Raw genomic sequence first — 19,512 nt, 5'->3', positions numbered from 1 at the left:
ACAGGCCCCGATCCGCACCTGTGGATCGGGGCCTTTTTCGTCAAATACCCCACACGGCACGCCGGTCAGCCCTGATCGGCAGTTGGTTACATTGAATACAGCCGCTATGCTTGGGCGCATCTCAATGGATTAAGACTATGACCCTGACCGAACTGCGCTACATCGTCACCCTCGCCCAGGAACAGCACTTTGGCCGCGCGGCGGAACGCTGTCATGTCAGCCAGCCCACGCTGTCGGTCGGGGTGAAGAAACTCGAGGACGAGCTCGGGGTGCTGATTTTCGAGCGCAGCAAGAGCGCAGTGCGCCTGACCCCGGTCGGCGAAGGCATCGTGACCCAGGCGCAGAAAGTCCTGGAACAGGCCCAGGGCATCCGCGAACTGGCCCAGGCCGGCAAGAACCAGCTCGCCGCGCCGCTGAAGATCGGCGCCATCTACACCGTGGGCCCGTACCTGTTCCCGCACCTGATTCCGCAGCTGCACCGCGTGGCCACGCAGATGCCGCTGTACATCGAGGAAAACTTCACCCACGTGCTGCGCGACAAGCTGCGCACCGGGGAGCTGGACGCCATCATCATCGCCCTGCCGTTCCAGGAGGCCGACGTCCTGACCCTGCCGCTGTACGACGAACCCTTCTACGCCCTGTTGCCCCACGGCCACCCCTGGGCGGAGATGGAGAGCATCGACACCAAGCTGCTCAACGACAAGAGCCTGCTGCTGCTCGGTGAAGGCCACTGCTTCCGCGATCAGGTGCTGGAAGCCTGCCCAACCCTGCGCAAGGGCGGCGAAGAACACGCCAAGCACACCACCGTCGAATCCAGCTCCCTGGAAACCATCCGCCACATGGTCGCCTCCGGCCTCGGCGTGTCGATCCTGCCGTTCTCGGCCGTGGACAGCCACCACTACGCCCCCGGCGTGATCGAAGTGCGTCCGCTCAGCGCGCCGGTGCCGTTCCGCACCGTGGCCATCGCCTGGCGCGCCAGCTTCCCGCGGCCGAAAGCCATCGAGATCCTGGCTGACTCGATCCGCCTGTGCTCGGTCGCCCGTCCGCCCGCGCAAAACGGCTAACGCCGGCCATGACCGAACTGACGGCGGTTTCTGTCACCGCATTGAAAGGCGTCGGCGCGGCCCTGGCCGAGAAACTCGCCAAGGTGGGCCTGGAGAACCTGCAGGACGTGCTGTTCCACCTGCCGCTGCGCTACCAGGACCGCACCCGCATCGTGCCGATTGGCGCCCTGCGACCGGGCCAGGATGCGGTGGTCGAAGGCATCGTCGCCGGGGCCGACGTGGTCATGGGCCGCCGTCGCAGCCTGCTGGTACGCCTGCAGGACGGCAGCGGCACCCTGAGCCTGCGCTTCTACCATTTCAGCCAGGCCCAGAAAGAGGGCCTCAAGCGCGGCACCCAGGTGCGCTGCTACGGCGAAGTGCGTCCCGGCTCCTCGGGCCTGGAAATCTATCACCCGGAATACCGGGCGCTGTCGGGCAACGAACCGATCGCCGTAGAACAGACCCTGACCCCGATCTACCCGACCACCGAAGGCCTGACCCAGCAGCGCCTGCGCCAGCTCAGCGAGCAGGCCCTGGCGCGCCTGGGCCCGCACAGCCTGCCGGACTGGCTGCCCGATGAACTGGCCCGCGACTACCAGCTCAGCCCCCTGGACCAGGCGATCCGCTACCTGCACCGGCCGCCACCCGATGCCGACCTCGAAGAGCTGGCTGAAGGGCGCCACTGGGCCCAGCACCGTCTGGCCTTCGAAGAGCTGCTTACCCACCAGCTTTCCCTGCAGCGCCTGCGCGAAAGCGTGCGCTCCCAGCAGGCGCCGGCCCTGCCGGTGGCCAAGCGGCTGCCTGCGCAATTCCTGGCCAACCTGGGGTTCAACCCCACCGGGGCGCAGCAGCGCGTCGGTGCCGAGATCGCCTACGACCTCAGCCAGGACGAGCCCATGCTGCGCCTGGTGCAAGGCGACGTGGGCGCGGGCAAGACCGTGGTGGCGGCCTTCGCTGCCTTGCAGGCGCTGGAGGCGGGCTATCAAGTGGCGCTGATGGCGCCGACGGAGATTCTCGCCGAGCAGCATTTTCTCAACTTCAGCAAGTGGCTCGCGCCCCTTGGCCTCGACGTCGCCTGGCTGGCCGGCAAGCTCAAGGGCAAGGCCCGCACGGCGGCCCTGGAGCAGATCGCCAGCGGCGTGCCGATGGTGGTGGGCACCCACGCCCTGTTCCAGGATGAAGTGAAATTCCGCAACCTGGCCTTGGTGATCATCGACGAGCAGCATCGCTTCGGCGTGCAGCAGCGCCTGGCCCTGCGCCAGAAGGGCGTGGGCGGCCGCCTGTGCCCGCATCAACTGATCATGACCGCCACGCCGATTCCCCGCACCCTGGCCATGAGCGCCTACGCCGACCTGGACACCTCGATCCTCGACGAATTGCCGCCGGGCCGCACCCCGGTCAACACCCTGGTGATCGCCGACAGCCGCCGCCTGGAAGTCATCGAGCGGGTGCGTTCGGCCTGCAACGAAGGGCGCCAGGCCTACTGGGTCTGCACGCTGATCGAAGAGTCCGAAGAGCTGACCTGCCAGGCGGCCGAAACCACCTATGAAGACCTGGTCGCCGCCCTCGCCGGGCTCAACGTCGGGTTGATCCACGGGCGCATGAAGCCGGCGGAAAAGGCCGAAGTGATGGACCGCTTCAAACAGGGCCACCTGCAACTGCTGGTGGCGACCACGGTGATCGAGGTCGGCGTCGACGTGCCCAACGCCAGCCTGATGATCATCGAGAACCCCGAACGCCTGGGCCTGGCCCAGCTGCACCAGCTGCGCGGACGGGTCGGCCGGGGCAGCGCGGCCAGCCACTGCGTGCTGCTCTATCACCCGCCGCTGTCGCAACTGGGACGCGAACGGCTTGGCATCATGCGCGAGACCTGCGATGGTTTCGTCATTGCCGAAAAGGACCTGGAATTGCGTGGCCCCGGCGAGATGCTCGGCACCCGCCAGACCGGGCTGCTGCAATTCAAGGTCGCCGACCTGATGCGCGACGCCGACCTGCTGCCGGCCGTGCGCGATGCGTCGCAGGCCCTGATGGAACGCTGGCCGCAGCACGTCAGTCCCTTACTCGAACGCTGGCTGCGGCACGGCCAGCAATACGGCCAAGTGTGACCTCAGTCACGCCGCTACGACCACTGGCACCTACGAGCGCCAAACCCGCTGGTTATACTCCGGGAACGTGCTCCTCAAAGCTGGATCCTTTATGAATGATGTAGCCCTCGCTCCCGACACCACACCGCACCCGCCCGCGGTGATCCTGCAACTGCTGGATAAGCTCGGCCTGGCCTACCAGTTGCGCAATGACCAGCCCAACCTGCCTGCTGACCAACGTGTACAAGCCGTGCTGCTCGACGATGCGGTCGGCGCCCTGCTGGTCATCTACCCGCAGAGCCAGCTGCTCGACCTCAACCGCCTGGCCGAACTGACCGGCCGCAAGCTGGTGGCGGTCAAGCCCGAGCGCCTGGAGCGCATGCTCGCCAAGCACCAGCTCAGCGTCCTGCCCGGCCTGCCGCCGCTCACCAGTTCGCCGTGCCTGTATGACGAGCGCCTGCTGAAGATGCCGAGCCTGCTGGTCGAGTCGGGCCAGCCCGGCGTGCTGCTGGAGCTGTCCACCGAGGCCTTCAAGAGCCTGCTGAGCAAGGCCAGCGCCGCCCGCTTCGGCGAGCCCCTGAGCAACATCCGGCCGAACCTGGACCGTCCCGACGACGACCGCGCGGAAATCACCCAGGCCGTGCAGGCCTTCACCGCGCGCCGTATCCAGCAGCGCCTGGAAGAAACCATCGAGATTCCGCCGCTGCCGGAAACCGCGCAGAAGATCATCAAGCTGCGCGTCGATCCGGACGCTACCGTGGACGACATCACCGGCGTCGTCGAAACCGACCCGGCGCTGGCCGCCCAGGTGGTCAGCTGGGCCGCCTCGCCGTACTACGCCGCCCCGGGCAAGATCCGCTCGGTGGAAGACGCCATCGTCCGCGTGCTGGGCTTCGACCTGGTGATCAACCTGGCCCTCGGCCTGGCCCTGGGCAAGACCCTGAGCCTGCCCAAGGACCAGCCGCAGCACGCCACCCCCTACTGGCAACAGGCGATCTACACCGCCGCGGTCATCGAGGGCCTGACCCGCGCCATGCCGCGCGCGCAGCGCCCCGAAGCCGGGCTGACCTACCTGGCCGGCCTGCTGCACAACTTCGGCTACCTGGTCCTGGCCCACGTCTTCCCGCCGCACTTCTCGCTGATCTGCCGCCACCTGGAGGTCAACCCCCACGTGCCGCACAGCTACATCGAGCAGCACCTGCTGGGCATCAGCCGCGAGCAGATCGGCGCCTGGCTGATGCGCTACTGGGACATGCCGGACGAGCTGGCCAGCGCCCTGCGCTTCCAGCACGACCCGGATTTCGCCGGTGAGCAATCGGCCTACCCGAACCTGGTGTGCCTGGCGGTGAGCCTGCTGCGCAACCGCGGCATTGGCTCGGGACCGCAAGGCGAGATTCCCCAGAGCCTCTACGACGGCCTGGGCCTGACCCGGGAAAAGGCCGATGACGCGGTGAACAAGGTGCTGGCCGCCGAAGTCGCCTTGCGCGAGCTGGCTGCCCAGTTCCATTCCGCTCACTGAGCCCGCGCCTCAACGAAAAAGGGCCCATAAGGGCCCTTTTTTCATGCGCAACTACCGACTATTTCAGCGCCGCCCGGCGCTCGGCGAACAACCCTGGCAGGGCCTCGGCGCTGCTTTCCAGCAACCGGGCGACGGGTATCTGTTCGTACAGCTCGGCATAGGCCGTCAACTGGTCGCTGGGCATCTGCCGGTAGGCGTACAGCATGAACGACTCCACCGCCTGGGCACTCGACACCCGCAAGGCGTCAGCCTGGGCCTGGGTCTGGCGGCCGAGCGTTTCTTCATCGAGGGACTCGCCCCGCGCCCTCAGGGCCAGCAGCGCCTGGGTTTTGCCGACCTCGTAGCGCAGCAGCGTCGCCAGCACCGTGGTGTGCGCGGCGGCGTCCAGACGGCGCACCAGCTCCAGGCGATCCTTACGCGGCGGCCGTTCGACCAGCTGTGCACGGTATTCAGCCAGGCCGTCGGCGCCTGTTTCGCCGACAGCCCGCTCGGCCTCGGTGAAGCGCCGGGCCAGCGGGCTGTCGAGCAGCTCGCGGGCCTTGTCCAGGTGCACCTGGTCGATCTTGCCGGTCAGGCGTTTGGCCAGGTCCAGGCACAAGGCATCGGCCGCGAAGGCGCGTCCGAGCGCGGCGTGCTGCGACTCGTCCATACCGCGCTGTACCAGCGGCGCGCTCTGATCGCAGAGCAGGCGAATGCCGGCCAGTTCGAACACCGGGGCGAAAGCTTCAGGAGCAGGGGGAGCAGCGTTGGCCAGGCTGGCCACGAAGAACAGGGAAAAGAGGCTGAGGCGCATGGGCTGGGACTTCCACAGGAACTGATCCCAGCCTAGCGAATGCGTCGCGTGACGACTAGATGCGAGATGTGACGTCTCGCTTCAAGCGGCTTTTTTCTCGACCGCTTTTTTCTTCGGCATCAGGTATTTGGTCAGGCCCTGGAACCACAGCACCAGCGCCGGGTTGCCCTGAATCTGGATGTCCTTGTTCTGGATCCCCTGCATGAACGCCAGCTGCTTGTTCTTCGCGTTCATGGTGGCGAACCCGTAGGCGCCATCGCGAAAGCCCAGAGCGAAGGCGGGCTCGGCAGCCGGGCCACGCTTGCTGGTGATGCGCTGGTTCTTGACGATGAAGTGGCGGGCGATCTTGCCGTCCAGGGTGTGCAGCTGGAATACCATGTCGCGGTCGACCAGCTGCTGCTGGAAGTCGGGGTTTTCACGGCTCGCCTTGGCCATCAGGCGGCCCAGCATCCACAGGAGAAAACGGAATTTCATGCGCACGGCCTCAGCGGGTAATGGAAACGGCGGCGCATTGTAGCGGTTTGCGGCGGGGACTACAGCCAATCCAAAGGCGGGTTTCAGACGGCTTTTTCGAGGGGCGGGCGGTGCTTTCGCAAACCCAGGTCAGGCGGGAGCAACGTGAGAGCCCGGAGCCTGGTGGCTCCGGGCCACACAGGTCAGTTGACCGCGTCTTTCAGGGACTTGCCCGGTTTGAAGGCGACGGTGTTGCTGGCCTTGATCTTCACCGGTTGACCGGTTTGCGGGTTTTTCCCTGTGCGGGCACCGCGGTGGCGCTGCACGAAGGTACCGAAGCCAACCAGGGTCACACTGTCCTTGCGGTTCAGTGCACCCGTGATTTCTTCGAGTACGGCGTTGAGTACACGGTTGGCTTGATCCTTGGTCAGATCAGCCTTTTCGGCGATGGCCGCGGCGAGTTCCGGTTTACGCATAAGATGCCTCTTTGACGGTTTTTTGTTGTTGTGTCCGTGCTGCTCTTCCCGAACAGCGCCCAAGGCGCCGCAACAGCTCTGCGCTGCGGCAGACTGAGGGAGAATGGCATGCCATTGGTGCCCGCGCCAGTCTTGCCCGCCAGTAAAGCCGTGGAAAATTGTGGTGTATCCGACAGAACGACCGGCATTCACGCCAAAAGCGCCGGAAGTGTCTTATTCAGCGCCAGTTTTTCCTGCACGGCCGTGCCGGTCAGGGCGTAACCCAGCAGGTTGCCGCCTGCATCATGGCACAGTGCCTTGATGTTGCCGTCGCTGCCTTCCACGCTCCACTCCCCTTGCATGCCGCGTGGCGGCGGCGAGACCACCAGCGGGCACACCGGGGTCTTCACGGTCACCGGCATCGGCCCGTAGCTCACCGCCACCGGGTTGCCGGCAAGGGTTTGTGCCAAGGCGCGGGCGCAGCTCATCAGCGGCATCACATACAGCAGGTTGAGGCCATCGACCTCGGCGCAATCGCCCAGGGCGTAGATGTTGGCGTGGGACGAGCGCAACTGGCGATCCACCATCACACCGCGGTTGACGGCCAGGCCTGCGGCAGCCGCCAGGTCGATGCGCGGCCGCAGGCCGATCGCCGAGAGCACCAGGTCGCAGGCGATCACCTGGCCATCGGAGAGCACGGCCTCCAGGGCATCACCCTTGTGGTTGAGGCTGGTCAGCACCGGGCCCAGGTGGAAGGTCGCCCCCAGGCTTTCCAGCCCGGCCTGCACCGCGGACGCAGCGGCAGGGTGCAGCAGCGCTGGCATCACTTGTTCGCAAGGTGCCACCAATTCCACCTGGTAGCCGCCCAGGATCAGGTCGTTGGTGAATTCGCAGCCGATCAGGCCGGCGCCGAGCACCAGCACCCGCTGCTTGCCGGCAGCTGCCTGGCGGAAGCGCGCGTAGTCTTCCAGGTCATTGACCGGCAGGATCCTGTCCTGGGCATCGCCGGCGACCGGCACTCGAATCACCTCGGCGCCCCAGGCCAGGACCAGGTCCCGGTACGGCACGGACTCTTCGCCGATCCACAGGCGCTTGTGCCCCGGGTCGATACCGCTGATGCGCGTGTGGGTGCGCACCTCGGCCTTGAGCTGCTCGGCCATGGCGCCGGGCTCGGCCATGCTCAGGCCGTCGGCATCCTTGTTCTTGCCGAAGCCGGTGGACAGCATCGGCTTGGAGTACGAGCGACCATCGTCAGCGGTGATCAGCAGCAGCGGCGTCTCGCTGTCGAGCTTGCGAAACTCCCGCGCCAGGTTGTAACCGGCCAGGCCGGTACCGACGATCACCACAGGTGCACTCATTGTCCTTTCCTCGTTCATGAATGAAGGCGTGCCGCGACCCAGCGCCACCGCACGCATACTGCTACAGGGGAAAACAGGAGGGTTCAGACGATCTCGATCATCTCGAAATCCGCCTTGCCGACACCGCAATCCGGGCAGAGCCAGTCCGGCGGGATGTCTTCCCAGCGGGTTCCGGGGGCGATGCCCTCTTCCGGCAGGCCCAGGGCTTCGTCGTAGATGAACCCGCATACCACGCACTGCCACTTGCGCATACCTGGCCTCCACAGATCGAACCGATGCAGCGAACCTACCGCAATCGAGCGTGCAATACCACGCGCCACCGGCGCGACCAGACGGAGGTTGTGCCTTGCCGGTCGCCCATGAAAAACGGCGGCCCGTGGGCCGCCGTCGTGTAATCCTGGAATCAGGCGATTTCGATCATCTCGAAATCCATCTTGCCGACGCCGCAGTCTGGGCAGAGCCAGTCTTCGGGGACATCTTCCCAGCGGGTACCGGCGGCGATGCCGTCATCGGGCCAGCCCTCGCGCTCGTCATAGATCAGGCCACAGACCACACATTGCCACTTTTTCATAGTTACCTCAGGCGACTCTCACGGTATTGCGCGGGGCACGCTACCGCAAATGGGCAAGTGAGCCAAGCCGCCGGGTGACGAAACGCCCCGGCGGCGGGCCAACCAAAGTCGGGTTCTGCCCGCCCGGGAGCGGGCAGCCCTTTCAGCGCGCAGCCAGCAGTGGATCGGTAATGCCCATGCCGTACATGGCCAACATGGTCAGGCTGCCAGCAGCCAGGAGGTAGTAGAGCGTTGGCAGCATGGTCTTGCGCAACGTGATGCCCTCGCGCCCCAGCAGACCGACCGTGGCCGAGGCCGCTACCACGTTGTGGATCGCGATCATGTTGCCGGCCGCTGCGCCGACCGACTGCGACGCGACCATCATAGCCCCCGAAACGGTGAGCAGCTCCGCCGCATTGAACTGGAACTGCGACAGCATCAGGTTGGACACCGTGTTGGAACCCGCGATAAAGGCCCCCAACGCCCCCACCGCCGGTGCGAAGAACGGATAGATGCCTCCCACGGTATCGGCCACCAATTGCGCCATGGCCACCGGCATCGACATCAGGTCGGAGCCGTTGACCCCGGAGTTGATCAGAATACGCACCATCGGGATGGTGAAGATCAGCACGAAACCGGCGCCGAGCAGTGTCCGGCTCGACTCGCCGACGGCCGCCTTCAGCTCGGAAAAGCGCATGCGGTGCAGGAAGAACGTGATCAGCACCACGATGCACAGGATGCCGCCCGGCAAGTAAAGGGGCTCGATGGCACCGGACACGCCGGACTCGCCCAGGATGTCCTTCCAACCGAAACTGATCGACAGCATCGCCGCCTTGAGATCGGGGAACGACCGCGAGATCACCAGGAAAGCGGCCAGCAGCAGGTACGGCGCCCAGGCCAGGAAAACCGGAATGGGTTTGCGTCCGACCGCCATTTCATCGAGTTTCATCTCGATGGATCCCATCCACTCGACCGGCCAATCCTTGGCATCGGCGAAGTCCCAGGTGTCCTTGGGCAGCAGGAAACCGGCCTTGGCGGCCGGCACCACGATGGCCAGGCCCACCAGGGCGCCGATCATCGACGGGAATTCCGGGCCCAGGAACACGCCGGCGGCAATGTAGGGCACCGAGAAGCAGAGCGCGGTGAAAATGGCGAATGGCGCCATGACCAGCCCTTCCTTCCACGACTGGTTCTTGCCGAAGAAGCGGGTCATCACCATCAGCATGATCAGCGGCATGAAAATGCCGATCAGACCGTGGGTAATCGCCACGCGCGAGTAGATCAGGTGAAACAGAACGTCCCAGTTGCTGCCCACCGCGACCAGCTGCTCGCTGATGCCGGTCTTGTCCAGGCCCGATCCGACCCCGACCAGAATCGGCGTGCCTACCGCGCCGAAGGATACCGGCGTGGATTGCACCATCATGCCCAGCACCACCGCTGCCAGCGCCGGGAAGCCCAGGGCGACCAACAACGGCGCAGCCACGGCAGCCGGCGTACCGAACCCCGACGCGCCTTCAATGAAGCAGCCGAACAACCAGGCCACGATCAGCGCCTGTACACGGCGGTCCGGGCTGACATTGGAGAACCCTCGACGGATGGAACTGATACCGCCGGAGTGCTTGAGGGTATTGAGCAACAGAATGGCGCCGAAGATGATCCAGAGGATCGCGGCCGTGAGGATAAGGCCCTGCAGACTGGACGCGATCACTCGGTTGAGGGACATGTCCCAGGCCGTCAGGCCGATTATTGCCGTGAGCAGGAAGACCACCGGCATGGCGTACTTGGCTGGCCAGCGAAAGCCGATCAGCAGTACCCCTGCCAGCACCAGTGGCACGAATGCCAGGATGGAGAGCAGCGTTTGACTCATGGGTTGGTTCCTTTTTCTTTTTGTGAACCACAATTTCCCGGGGGATACCCGGCGCCACGCATCTGGAGCGCGCTCGAAACCGCACTCCGTGAGCCACGCCGGCGGGGATCGCCCACCACCGCGCTCATGCTCGAAAGCCCCGACAGCCATAAGCTGTCGGGGCCAGTGTTATCTCTCCTCCCTGCTCGCCTTGGGCAACAGGGATGCCGTTTCATCTCATGGACAGGATCAGGCGGCAGCTCGACCGCCTTGCCCTGCGGGTTTTCGTTCCGTTCAGGCCTCCTGCTTGAAACGCAGGCGCCAGGCATGCAGCAGCGGCTCGGTATAGCCACTGGGCTGTTCGCGCCCCTTGAACACCAGGTCGCTGGCGGCCTGGAAGGCAGCCGACCCGGCGAAGTCCGTCGCCATCGGGCGATACAGCGGGTCACCGGCGTTCTGCCCGTCTACCACCTTGGCCATACGCTGCAGGGTTTCGCGCACCTGGTCGGCCGTGACCACGCCGTGGTGCAGCCAGTTGGCGATGTGCTGGCTGGAGATACGCAGGGTGGCGCGGTCCTCCATCAGGCCGACGTTGTGGATATCCGGCACCTTAGAGCAGCCCACGCCCTGCTCGACCCAGCGCACCACGTAGCCGAGGATGCCCTGGCAGTTGTTGTCCAGCTCCTGCTGGATCTCGGCCGCGCTCCACGGCCGCTCGGCGGTGACCGGCACCGTCAGCAGGTCGTTGAGCAGGCTGTCGCGCTGGGCATTGAGGTCGATGGCTTCCAGTTCGCGCTGCACCGCCTGCACCTCCACCTGGTGGTAATGCAGGGCATGCAGGACCGCTGCGGTCGGCGACGGCACCCAGGCGGTGTTAGCACCGGCCTTGGGGTGACCGATCTTCTGCACCAGCATGTCGGCCATCAGGTCCGGCATGGCCCACATGCCCTTGCCGATCTGCGCCTTGCCGCGCAGGCCGCAGCTCAGGCCGACCAGCACGTTGTTGCGCTCGTAGGCCTGAATCCACGGCGTGGTCTTCATGTCGCCCTTGCGCAGCATGGCGCCGGCTTCCATGGCGGTGTGCATTTCATCACCGGTGCGGTCGAGGAAGCCGGTGTTGATGAACGCCACCCGGGCGCTGGCGGCAGCAATGCACGCCTTGAGGTTGATGCTGGTGCGGCGTTCCTCGTCCATGATCCCCATCTTCAGGGTATGACGCGGCAGCCCCAGCAGGTCTTCGACGCGGCCGAACAGCTGGTCGGCGAAGGCCACCTCGGCCGGGCCGTGCATCTTCGGCTTGACGATGTACAGGCTGCCGGTGCGCGAGTTGCCCCGGCGCTGAAGGTCATGCAGGGCGATCACGCTGGTCAGCACCGCATCGAGGATGCCTTCGGGGATTTCCTGGCCCTGGCCATCGAGGATAGCCGGGTTGCTCATCAGGTGGCCGACATTGCGCACGAACAGCAGCGAACGCCCGTGCAGGGTCAGCTCACCGCCCGTCGGCGTGCGGTACTGGCGGTCCGGGTTGAGGCGACGGGTGATGCGCTTGCCGCCCTTCTCCAGTTCTTCGGTGAGGTCGCCCTTCATCAGGCCGAGCCAGTTGCGGTAGATCACCACCTTGTCGGCGGCGTCCACGGCAGCCACCGAGTCTTCGCAATCGAGGATGGTCGACAGCGCCGCTTCCAGCAGCAGGTCCTTGACCCCGGCGGCATCGGTACGGCCCACCGGGCTCGACGGGTCGATCTGGATTTCCACGTGCAGGCCATTGTTCTTCAGCAGCACGGCCTGGGGCGCTTCGACCTGGCCCTGGTAGCCGACGAACTTCGCCGGTTCTTTCAGGCCGCTGCGGCGGCCATCGCTCAGGCTGACCTGCAACTGGCCGTCGACGATCTGGTAACGCTGGGCATCGGCATGGGAGCCATCGGCCAGGGGCGCGGCCTGGTCGAGGAAGGCGCGGGCGAAGGCAATCACCTTGGCACCCCGCACCTCGTTGTAGCCCGGGCCCTTTTCGGCGCCGTCGGCTTCGCTGATTGCGTCGGTGCCGTACAGCGCGTCATACAGCGAGCCCCAGCGGGCGTTGGCGGCATTCAGCGCGTAGCGCGCATTCATCACCGGCACCACCAGTTGTGGCCCGGCCTGCTGGGTGATTTCGCTGTCGACGTTGGCGGTGGTGGCCTGGACGTCGTTCGGCTGCGGCTGCAGGTAGCCGATCGACCCGAGGAAGGCGCGATACGCGGGCATGTCCGTCACCGGGCCGGGGTGCGCGCGGTGCCAGGCGTCCAGTTCGGCCTGCAGCCGGTCACGCTCGGCCAGCAGCGCGCGGTTGGTCGGGGCCAGGTCATGCACCAGGGCATCGAACCCCTGCCAGAACGCCGCCGACTGGATACCGGTGCCGGGCAGCACCTCCTCGTCGACAAAGCGCTTCAATTCACTGGCTACCTGCAAGCGCTGGCATTGCACGCGTTCGCTCATCACTCGTTCTCCTGTCTGCTGATCGGTGGGGGCTCAGAGCGCGGCAATGCCGGCCTTGGCCACCTGGGCGTCCTGCTCGGCCTTGACCCCGGACACGCCGACGGCGCCGATGACCTGGCCATCGACCACCACCGGCACGCCGCCTTCCAGGGAGGTCAGGATCGGTGCCGAGAGGAAGGCCGTCCGCCCGCCGTTGACCATGTCCTCGTAGCCTTTCGATTCGCGGCGGCCCAGGGCCGACGTGCGGGCCTTCTCGGTGGCGATGTAGGCGCTGATGGCACCCGCGCCGTCGAGACGCTCAAAGGCCAGGGGATGACCGCCGTCGTCGACCACGGCGATCGACACCGCCCATTGGTTCTGCTGCGCTTCAGCGCGGGCCGCGGCGAGGATGCGGGCGACTTCGGTCTGGCCCAGGATGAATTTGGTTTTCATGCACGGTTCTCCGGTGGATTCAGGGCTTCTTCGACCAGCTCGATCCAGTGCCGCACGGGAGTGCGTCCGGCGCTGTCGAGGTGGGTCTGGCAGCCGATATTGGCAGTGACAATGACCTCTGGCTTGCCGCTTTCGAGGGCATTGAGCTTGTTGTCACGCAATTGGCGCGACAACACGGGTTGGGTGAGCGAATAGGTGCCCGCCGAGCCACAGCACAGATGGCTGTCGGGCACGCGGGTCAGGTGGAAGCCCAGGCGCGTGAGCACCTGTTCGACCGCGCCGCCGAGCTTTTGTGCGTGCTGCAGGGTGCAGGGGCAGTGGAAGGCCAGGCGTTTGCCGCTGTCGATCCCCAGGGTTTCCAGGGCCTCGGCACGCAGCACCTCGACCAGGTCCAGGGCCAGCTCGCTGATGCGCCGGGCCTTGTCGGCATAGGCCGGATCGGCCGCCAGCAGGTGGCCGTACTCCTTGACGAAGGCGCCGCAACCGCTGGCGGTCTGCACGATGGCTTCGGCCCCGGCCTGCACCGCCGGCCACCAGGCATCGATGTTCTGCCGGGCGCGCTGCAGGCCCTGCTCCTGGGCATTGAGGTGGTAATCCACGGCCCCGCAGCAGCCGGCTTCACGGATCGGCACCACGCTGATTCCCAGGCGATCAAGCACCCGGGCCGTGGCGGCATTGGTGTTCGGCGACAGGCCGGGCTGCACACAGCCTTCGAGCATCAGCACGCGCCGCGCATGGGTCACCGCCGGCCGGGGCTTGGCCACCCGGATCTGCCGCGGCAGCTTGTTCTTCAGGCTCGCCGGCAGCAGCGGGCGGAAGGCCTGGCCGGTCTGGGTCAGCGCCTTGAACAGTGCCGGGCGCGGCACCAGCAGGCGCAGCCCTTCCCGCAGCACACGCTCGCCCAGCGGACGCGGCACCACCTGCTCGACCACGTCGCGACCGATGTCCAGCAGCGTGTGGTACTCCACCCCGGACGGGCAGGTGGTCTCGCAATTGCGGCAGGTCAGGCAGCGGTCCAGGTGCTCCTGGGTCTGGGCAGTGACCGCGTTGCCTTCGAGCACCTGCTTGATCAGGTAGATACGCCCGCGCGGGCCGTCCAGCTCGTCGCCCAGCAACTGGTAGGTGGGGCAGGTGGCGTTGCAGAACCCGCAGTGCACGCACGAGCGCAGGATGCGCTCGGCTTCCTCGGCGCGGGGCAGTTGTCTGGCCTGTTCACTCAGATTGGTTTGCATGGTCAGACCTCTGCGTACAGCCGACCGGGGTTGAATATCCCCTTGGGGTCGAGCTGGGCTTTCAATTGGCGGTGGTAACGCAACAGCGGCGCGGCCAGCGGTTGGAACGGGCTGTCGCAGCGGCCGGCGGTAAAGCAGGTGGCGTGGCCACCGACAGCGGCGACCACCTGACGGATGTGTTCGGCATCGGCGTCGGATTTCAGCCAGCGCTGGGCACCACCCCAGTCGATCAGTTGTTCGCCCGGCAGGTTCAGGGGCGCGCAGTTGTTGGGCAGCGACAGCCGCCACAGGGGCCGCGAATCGGCGAAGAACGCCAGGCGCTGCTCGTTCAGGTCGTGCCAGTAACCGGCCTCCAGCAGCTCGCCACCGAGGCGCTCGCGGGCCGAGGCCACCGAGCCTTCGCCACCTTCCAGGCGCAGGTGCAGAGCACGCCCGTCATGGCTCGCACCACTGATCGGGATGGGTTGCTGGCCCCAGTCGGCGAGTTTCTTCAGGGCCAGGGCGCTGTCCATCTCCAGGCGCAGGCTGATGCACTGACGCGGCTTGGGCAGCACTTTGAGCGACACCTCGGTGATGACCCCCAAGCAGCCGAAGCTACCCGCCAGCAGGCGGGACAGGTCGTAGCCGGCGACGTTCTTCATCACTTCGCCACCAAAGCGCAGTTGCTTGCCGAACCCGGTGATCAGGCGCGTGCCCAGCACCAGGTCGCGCACCGCGCCCGACCAGGGCCGACGCGGGCCGGACAGCCCCGCCGCGACCATGCCGCCCACGGTGGCGTCGTCGGTGAAATGCGGCGCCTCGCAGGTAAGCATCTGCCCGGCCTCGTCCAGCGCCGCTTCCAGTTCGCGCAGCGGCGTGCCGGCCCGGGCGGTGATCACCAATTCGGTGGGGTCGTAGCTGACGATGCCGCGATGACTGCGGGTGTCGAGCACCTCGCCCTCGACCGGGCGGCCGAGAAATGCCTTGCTGTTGCCACCCTGAATACGCAGTGGCGTGCCGCTGTGCAGGGCGTGATTCACCTGTTCCAGCAGCGCCGCGCTGGTATCCGCCTGGTGATGCACGGTCATCAGAAACGCTCCAGTTCGGGAAAGGGCAGCTGGCCGTGGTGCACATGCATGCCACCGAATTCGGCACAGCGGTGCAGGGTCGGGATGTTCTTGCCCGGGTTGAGCAGGCCGCTCGGGTCGAAGGCCGCCTTCACCGCATGGAACAGGGTCAGTTCGTCGCTGTTGAACTGCGCGCACATCTGGTTGATCTTCTCGCGGCCCACGCCGTGCTCGCCGGTGATGCTGCCGCCGACCTTGACGCAGAGTTCGAGGATCTTGCCGCCGATGGCCTCGGCACGCTCCAGCTCGCCCGGCTGGTTGGCATCGAACAGGATCAGCGGGTGCATGTTGCCGTCGCCGGCATGGAACACGTTGGCCACGCGCAGGCCGTAGGACTCGGACAGCTCGGCGATGCCCTTGAGCACCCCCGGCAGCTCGCGGCGCGGGATGGTGCCGTCCATGCAGTAGTAATCGGGGGAAATGCGCCCCACCGCCGGGAAGGCGTTCTTGCGCCCGGCCCAGAACTTCACGCGTTCGGCCTCGTCCCGGGCCAGGCGCACCTCGGTGGCCCCGGCCTGTTCCAGCACACGGCCCACGCGCTCGCACTCGTCGTGCACATCGGCTTCCACGCCATCCAGCTCGCACAGCAGGATCGCCTCGGCCTCCACCGGGTAGCCGGCGTGGATGAAGTCTTCCGCCGCGCGGATCGCCAGGTTGTCCATCATTTCCAGGCCACCAGGGATGATGCCGGCGGCGATGATGTCGCCCACCGCGCGCCCGGCTTTTTCCACCGAATCGAAACTGGCCAGCAGCACCTTGGCCACCTGGGGCTTGGGCAGCAGCTTGACGGTCACCTCGGTGACGATGCCCAGCATGCCTTCCGAGCCGGTGAACAGCGCCAGCAGGTCGAAGCCCGGCGAGTCCAGGGCATCGGAGCCCAGGGTCATGGCTTCGCCCTCGACCGTGAGGATGTCCACCTTCAGCAAGTTGTGCACGGTCAGGCCGTACTTCAGGCAGTGCACGCCGCCGGCGTTCTCCGCCACGTTGCCGCCGATGGAGCAGGCGATCTGCGAGGACGGGTCGGGGGCGTAGTACAGGTCGAAGGGGGCAGCGGCCTGGGAGATCGCCAGGTTGCGCACCCCGGGCTGCACCCGCGCCAGGCGTGCGGCCGGGTCGATCTCGAGAATCTTGTTGAAGCGCGCCATCACCAGCAGCACGCCCTTCTCCAGCGGCAGCGCGCCGCCGGACAAACCGGTACCGGCACCGCGGGCCACCACCGGCACCTGGCGCTCATGGCACAGCCGCAGCAGGGTCTGGACCTGTTCCAGGCGCTCGGGCAGGACCACCAGCATGGGCGTGGTGCGGTAGGCCGACAGGCCATCGCACTCATAGGGCTTGAGGTCTTCCTGGGTGTGCAGGATCTGCAGGTCGGGCAGCCCGGCTTGCAGCGCGTGCAGCAGGGCCGACTTGTCGACGCTGGGCAGCACGCCGTCGATGCGTTCGTCGTACAGGATGTTCATCGCAGGCTCAACCAGGCGGCATTGTTGTTATAGGCATGCGAGGCCAGGGGCCTCGCTGCTGGTATGTGCCGCATCTTTAGCCCCGAAACGCTGAAGCGTCCATGTCGAGACGCACTGGTCGTACCAGTTTTTTCCTCTGACTTTTCGACCAATAACCGCCAGAAAGCCCGTGAATACTCGACCATCGGCCTATAGTGGGTAGCATGTCGAACACAGAGAATCATCTGGTCCTACCAGTAACAGGAAGGTTTCATGAGCGAACAGACAACTGCGGTGCGCCGCCAGGTCAGTGATGTGGTGGCCGAGCGAATCGAACGCCTGATCGTCGACGGCGTCCTCAAGTCGGGTCAGCCGCTGCCCTCGGAGCGGCGCCTGTGCGAGAAGCTGGGCATCTCCCGGTCGGCTCTGCGCGAGGGGCTCAAGGTGCTGCGCGGGCGCGGCATCATCGAAACCACCCAGGGCCGGGATTCCAGGGTCGCTGCCCTCACCGGCCCGGTGGATGCCAGCCCGTTGATGCACCTGTTCAGTTCGCAGCCGCGCACCCTCTTTGACCTGCTGGAGGTGCGCGCCCTGCTGGAAGCCGAGTCGGCGCGCCTGGCGGCCACGCGTGGAACGGAAGCGGATTTCGTCCTGCTCACCCGCCGCTACGAGGAAATGGTCGCCGCCCACAGCGAGCCGGAGGGCATCGAGCCCCACGAACATGCACGCCTCGACCATGCGTTCCACCTGGCCATCTGCGAGGCCTCGCACAACCCGGTGCTGCTGCACACCCTGCAATCGCTGACCGCGCTGATGCTCAATTCGGTGTTCGCCTCGGTCAACAACCTCTACCACCGGCCCCTGCAGAAGCGCCAGATCGACCGCCAGCACACCCGCCTCTACCACGCGGTGATCGAACGCCTGCCGGAGCAGGCGCAGCGGGCGGCGCGCGAACATATCCACAGCATCCGCGACAACCTGCGGGACATCGAGCTGGAAGAACAGCGCCTGGTGCGCGCGACCATGCGCCTCGAAGGCTGGTCCTGACGCCAGCTGCCAGGGAAGGCGCCGTGGTAGACTCCCGCGCTTCCCCTTGCCATGAAAGCGCGCCGTGCCTCACACCGCCCTCCTCCAGCCGTCGTCCTGGTCGACCGCCGACCAGTTGCAACCCACGCCCGCACCGGCCGTGCACGACTGGCTGTTCAACGAAGACTCCCTGACCCGCCGCCTGACCGCGCTGTCCGCGGACGCCTTCAGCGTCACGCCGCTGAACGAAGGCTGGGACACGCTGCGCAGCGACGAATGCGTTGCCCTGGGCGTGGCCGAAGGCAGCCAGGGCTGGGTGCGCGAGGTGTACCTGCGTGGCCACGGCGAGCCCTGGGTCTTCGCCCGCAGCGTGGCGGCCCGCAGCGCCCTGGAGGGGTCCGGCCTGGCCCTGGACCAGCTCGGCAGCCGCTCCCTCGGCGAACTGCTGTTCAGCGACCGCGCCTTCGACCGCGGCGCCCTGCAGGCCTGCCACTACCCGGCGGCCTGGCTGCCGGACGCGGTGCGCACCGATGGCCTCTGGGCGCGCCGTTCCTGCTTCAGCCGTGGGCCGCTGGGCGTGCTGGTGGCCGAGGTGTTCCTGCCGGCGTTCTGGCCCGCCGCCGATATTCAGGGCTGAACAACGCCGGGTTTGCGCCATAAGCCTCGCCGCTGAAGCGCCTCCCACAGCACATGCCTCCCCGTGGGAGGGGCTTCAGCCGCGACAGTACCTCGACGGCAAAAGGCCCCATCCACCCCGGCGCCTCATCCCCCGTATAATCCGCCGCAATCTGCACGGAGACGGCTCGATGTACACCCGCATGCTGAAATCGCTCAACCGCCTGCACCCTCGCGCCTGGGACTTCATCCAGCTGATGCGCCTGGACCGGCCGATCGGCATCTACCTGCTGCTCTGGCCGACGCTGTGGGCCCTGTGGGTGGCGGCCGAAGGCGTGCCGAGTGCCAAGAACCTGTTCATCTTCGTGGTCGGGGTGATCCTGATGCGCGCCGCCGGCTGCGTGATCAACGACTACGCCGACCGCAACTTCGACGGCCACGTCAGTCGCACCAAGGCCCGTCCCTTGGCCAGCGGCAAAATCACCGGCCGCGAGGCGCTGATCCTGTTCGCCGTGCTGGTGGCCCTGAGCTTCGTGCTGGTGCTGTTCACCAACGCCACTACCATCTGGCTGTCGTTCGGCGGCCTGGCCCTGGCCGCCTGCTACCCGTTCATGAAGCGCTACACCTTCTACCCCCAGGTGGTACTGGGCGCAGCATTCTCCTGGGGCATGCCGATGGCCTTCACCGCGGAAACCGGCAGCCTGCCGCCGGAGGCCTGGCTGCTGTACATCGCCAACCTGTTGTGGACCGTGGCCTACGACACCTATTACGCCATGGCCGACCGCGAGGACGATCTGAAGATCGGCGTGAAGTCCACGGCGATCCTGTTCGGCGACGCCGACCGCCTGATCATCGCCTCCCTGCAGGGCATGGCACTGTTCTGCCTGCTGCTGGCCGGGTCGCGCTTCGAACTGGGCCTCTACTTCCACCTCGGCCTGCTGGTCGCCGCCGGCTGCTTCGCCTGGGAGTACCACGTGACCCGCCACCGCGAGCCGATGGTCTGTTTCAACGCGTTCCTGCACAACCACTGGGCCGGGTTGGCGATTTTCCTCGGACTGGTGCTCGATTACGCGCTCAAGGCATAGTCGC

General features: G+C 66.4%; 18 protein-coding genes. 6 read left to right on the top strand and 12 right to left on the bottom strand.

All coding sequences use genetic code 11. The features are described from left to right. Nucleotides 1–137 precede the first annotated feature (137 nt). The 3 genes from N5C28_RS13255 (at nucleotide 138) to N5C28_RS13245 (ending at nucleotide 4,646) form a co-directional block, all read left to right on the top strand. The gene (locus N5C28_RS13255) at nucleotides 138–1,064 is read left to right on the top strand and encodes a hydrogen peroxide-inducible genes activator (RefSeq protein WP_279822900.1); all 927 of its coding nucleotides are present in this window, start codon (nucleotides 138–140) and stop codon (nucleotides 1,062–1,064) included. Between the two features lie 8 nt (nucleotides 1,065–1,072). Continuing rightward, nucleotides 1,073–3,148 (top strand): ATP-dependent DNA helicase RecG, encoded by a 2,076-nt coding sequence (gene recG / locus N5C28_RS13250; RefSeq protein ID WP_279822897.1) that lies wholly within the window; start codon nucleotides 1,073–1,075, stop codon nucleotides 3,146–3,148. A gap of 91 nt (nucleotides 3,149–3,239) precedes the next feature. Beyond that, nucleotides 3,240–4,646, top strand: coding sequence for an aminoacyl-tRNA deacylase and HDOD domain-containing protein (locus N5C28_RS13245; protein WP_279822895.1), 1,407 nt, complete (start codon nucleotides 3,240–3,242; stop codon nucleotides 4,644–4,646). Nucleotides 4,647–4,704: 58 nt separating this feature from the next. Here the strand turns inward: N5C28_RS13245 and N5C28_RS13240 are convergent, their stop codons facing one another. The 12 genes from N5C28_RS13240 to glcD form a co-directional block, all read right to left on the bottom strand. Further along, a complete protein-coding gene (locus tag N5C28_RS13240) occupies nucleotides 4,705–5,439 on the bottom strand; it encodes a hypothetical protein (RefSeq protein ID WP_279822893.1) in 735 nt (244 codons plus the stop codon). An 81-nt stretch (nucleotides 5,440–5,520) separates the two neighbouring features. Next, the gene (locus N5C28_RS13235) at nucleotides 5,521–5,913 is read right to left on the bottom strand and encodes a helicase (protein ID WP_279822891.1); all 393 of its coding nucleotides are present in this window, start codon (nucleotides 5,911–5,913) and stop codon (nucleotides 5,521–5,523) included. Nucleotides 5,914–6,095: 182 nt separating this feature from the next. Continuing rightward, on the bottom strand, nucleotides 6,096–6,368 hold the full coding sequence (locus tag N5C28_RS13230; RefSeq protein WP_003242571.1) for an HU family DNA-binding protein: 273 nt from the start codon (nucleotides 6,366–6,368) through the stop codon (nucleotides 6,096–6,098). Nucleotides 6,369–6,556: 188 nt separating this feature from the next. After that, a complete protein-coding gene (locus tag N5C28_RS13225; protein WP_279822889.1) occupies nucleotides 6,557–7,705 on the bottom strand; it encodes an FAD-dependent oxidoreductase in 1,149 nt (382 codons plus the stop codon). An 83-nt stretch (nucleotides 7,706–7,788) separates the two neighbouring features. Continuing rightward, on the bottom strand, nucleotides 7,789–7,956 hold the full coding sequence (locus N5C28_RS13220) for a rubredoxin (RefSeq protein ID WP_279822887.1): 168 nt from the start codon (nucleotides 7,954–7,956) through the stop codon (nucleotides 7,789–7,791). Nucleotides 7,957–8,108: 152 nt separating this feature from the next. Further along, complete coding sequence (locus N5C28_RS13215; protein ID WP_279822885.1) at nucleotides 8,109–8,276, bottom strand: rubredoxin; 168 nt, start codon at nucleotides 8,274–8,276, stop codon at nucleotides 8,109–8,111. Between the two features lie 142 nt (nucleotides 8,277–8,418). Beyond that, complete coding sequence (locus N5C28_RS13210) at nucleotides 8,419–10,122, bottom strand: L-lactate permease (protein WP_279822884.1); 1,704 nt, start codon at nucleotides 10,120–10,122, stop codon at nucleotides 8,419–8,421. A gap of 273 nt (nucleotides 10,123–10,395) precedes the next feature. Then, on the bottom strand, nucleotides 10,396–12,573 hold the full coding sequence (locus N5C28_RS13205) for a malate synthase G (RefSeq protein ID WP_279822882.1): 2,178 nt from the start codon (nucleotides 12,571–12,573) through the stop codon (nucleotides 10,396–10,398). A gap of 33 nt (nucleotides 12,574–12,606) precedes the next feature. Continuing rightward, nucleotides 12,607–13,005, bottom strand: a complete 399-nt coding sequence (locus N5C28_RS13200; RefSeq protein ID WP_279822881.1) for a heme-binding protein — start codon at nucleotides 13,003–13,005, stop codon at nucleotides 12,607–12,609. Then, nucleotides 13,002–14,237: a glycolate oxidase subunit GlcF gene (gene glcF / locus N5C28_RS13195; RefSeq protein ID WP_279822879.1), complete on the bottom strand. Its 1,236-nt coding sequence runs from the start codon at nucleotides 14,235–14,237 to the stop codon at nucleotides 13,002–13,004. Before glcF ends, N5C28_RS13200 begins: the two co-directional genes overlap by 4 nt. 2 nt (nucleotides 14,238–14,239) lie before the next feature. Then, nucleotides 14,240–15,304: a glycolate oxidase subunit GlcE gene (gene glcE, locus N5C28_RS13190; protein WP_279822877.1), complete on the bottom strand. Its 1,065-nt coding sequence runs from the start codon at nucleotides 15,302–15,304 to the stop codon at nucleotides 14,240–14,242. Beyond that, on the bottom strand, nucleotides 15,304–16,803 hold the full coding sequence (gene glcD, locus N5C28_RS13185; RefSeq protein ID WP_279822875.1) for a glycolate oxidase subunit GlcD: 1,500 nt from the start codon (nucleotides 16,801–16,803) through the stop codon (nucleotides 15,304–15,306). The genes glcE and glcD overlap by 1 nt, the downstream gene beginning before the upstream one ends. A 252-nt stretch (nucleotides 16,804–17,055) precedes the next feature. Here glcD and glcC point away from each other — a divergent pair, with 252 nt between their 5' ends. The 3 genes from glcC to ubiA all read left to right on the top strand — a co-directional run bounded on the left by glcC (nucleotide 17,056) and on the right by ubiA (nucleotide 19,508). Next, a complete protein-coding gene (gene glcC, locus N5C28_RS13180; RefSeq protein ID WP_279822873.1) occupies nucleotides 17,056–17,829 on the top strand; it encodes a transcriptional regulator GlcC in 774 nt (257 codons plus the stop codon). A gap of 64 nt (nucleotides 17,830–17,893) precedes the next feature. Further along, on the top strand, nucleotides 17,894–18,445 hold the full coding sequence (locus N5C28_RS13175; protein ID WP_279822870.1) for a chorismate lyase: 552 nt from the start codon (nucleotides 17,894–17,896) through the stop codon (nucleotides 18,443–18,445). 169 nt (nucleotides 18,446–18,614) lie between these two features. After that, a complete protein-coding gene (gene ubiA, locus N5C28_RS13170; RefSeq protein ID WP_279822867.1) occupies nucleotides 18,615–19,508 on the top strand; it encodes a 4-hydroxybenzoate octaprenyltransferase in 894 nt (297 codons plus the stop codon). Nucleotides 19,509–19,512: the final 4 nt, after the last annotated feature.

The organism is Pseudomonas sp. GD03944 (assembly GCF_029839275.1).
Lineage (GTDB): Bacteria > Pseudomonadota > Gammaproteobacteria > Pseudomonadales > Pseudomonadaceae > Aquipseudomonas.
This window is presented reverse-complemented; position numbering and strand designations above follow the sequence as displayed.

Bases quoted from the DNA above. Each gene is read 5' to 3' on its own strand.
- N5C28_RS13255 (WP_279822900.1), top strand. From the start codon at position 138: ATGACCCTGACCGAACTGCGCTACATCGTCACCCTCGCCCAGGAACAG.
- recG (WP_279822897.1), top strand. From the start codon at position 1,073: ATGACCGAACTGACGGCGGTTTCTGTCACCGCATTGAAAGGCGTCGGC.
- N5C28_RS13245 (WP_279822895.1), top strand. From the start codon at position 3,240: ATGAATGATGTAGCCCTCGCTCCCGACACCACACCGCACCCGCCCGCG.
- N5C28_RS13240 (WP_279822893.1), bottom strand. From the start codon at position 5,439: ATGCGCCTCAGCCTCTTTTCCCTGTTCTTCGTGGCCAGCCTGGCCAAC.
- N5C28_RS13235 (WP_279822891.1), bottom strand. From the start codon at position 5,913: ATGAAATTCCGTTTTCTCCTGTGGATGCTGGGCCGCCTGATGGCCAAG.
- N5C28_RS13230 (WP_003242571.1), bottom strand. From the start codon at position 6,368: ATGCGTAAACCGGAACTCGCCGCGGCCATCGCCGAAAAGGCTGATCTG.
- N5C28_RS13225 (WP_279822889.1), bottom strand. From the start codon at position 7,705: ATGAGTGCACCTGTGGTGATCGTCGGTACCGGCCTGGCCGGTTACAAC.
- N5C28_RS13220 (WP_279822887.1), bottom strand. From the start codon at position 7,956: ATGCGCAAGTGGCAGTGCGTGGTATGCGGGTTCATCTACGACGAAGCC.
- N5C28_RS13215 (WP_279822885.1), bottom strand. From the start codon at position 8,276: ATGAAAAAGTGGCAATGTGTGGTCTGTGGCCTGATCTATGACGAGCGC.
- N5C28_RS13210 (WP_279822884.1), bottom strand. From the start codon at position 10,122: ATGAGTCAAACGCTGCTCTCCATCCTGGCATTCGTGCCACTGGTGCTG.
- N5C28_RS13205 (WP_279822882.1), bottom strand. From the start codon at position 12,573: ATGAGCGAACGCGTGCAATGCCAGCGCTTGCAGGTAGCCAGTGAATTG.
- N5C28_RS13200 (WP_279822881.1), bottom strand. From the start codon at position 13,005: ATGAAAACCAAATTCATCCTGGGCCAGACCGAAGTCGCCCGCATCCTC.
- glcF (WP_279822879.1), bottom strand. From the start codon at position 14,237: ATGCAAACCAATCTGAGTGAACAGGCCAGACAACTGCCCCGCGCCGAG.
- glcE (WP_279822877.1), bottom strand. From the start codon at position 15,304: ATGACCGTGCATCACCAGGCGGATACCAGCGCGGCGCTGCTGGAACAG.
- glcD (WP_279822875.1), bottom strand. From the start codon at position 16,803: ATGAACATCCTGTACGACGAACGCATCGACGGCGTGCTGCCCAGCGTC.
- glcC (WP_279822873.1), top strand. From the start codon at position 17,056: ATGAGCGAACAGACAACTGCGGTGCGCCGCCAGGTCAGTGATGTGGTG.
- ubiA (WP_279822867.1), top strand. From the start codon at position 18,615: ATGTACACCCGCATGCTGAAATCGCTCAACCGCCTGCACCCTCGCGCC.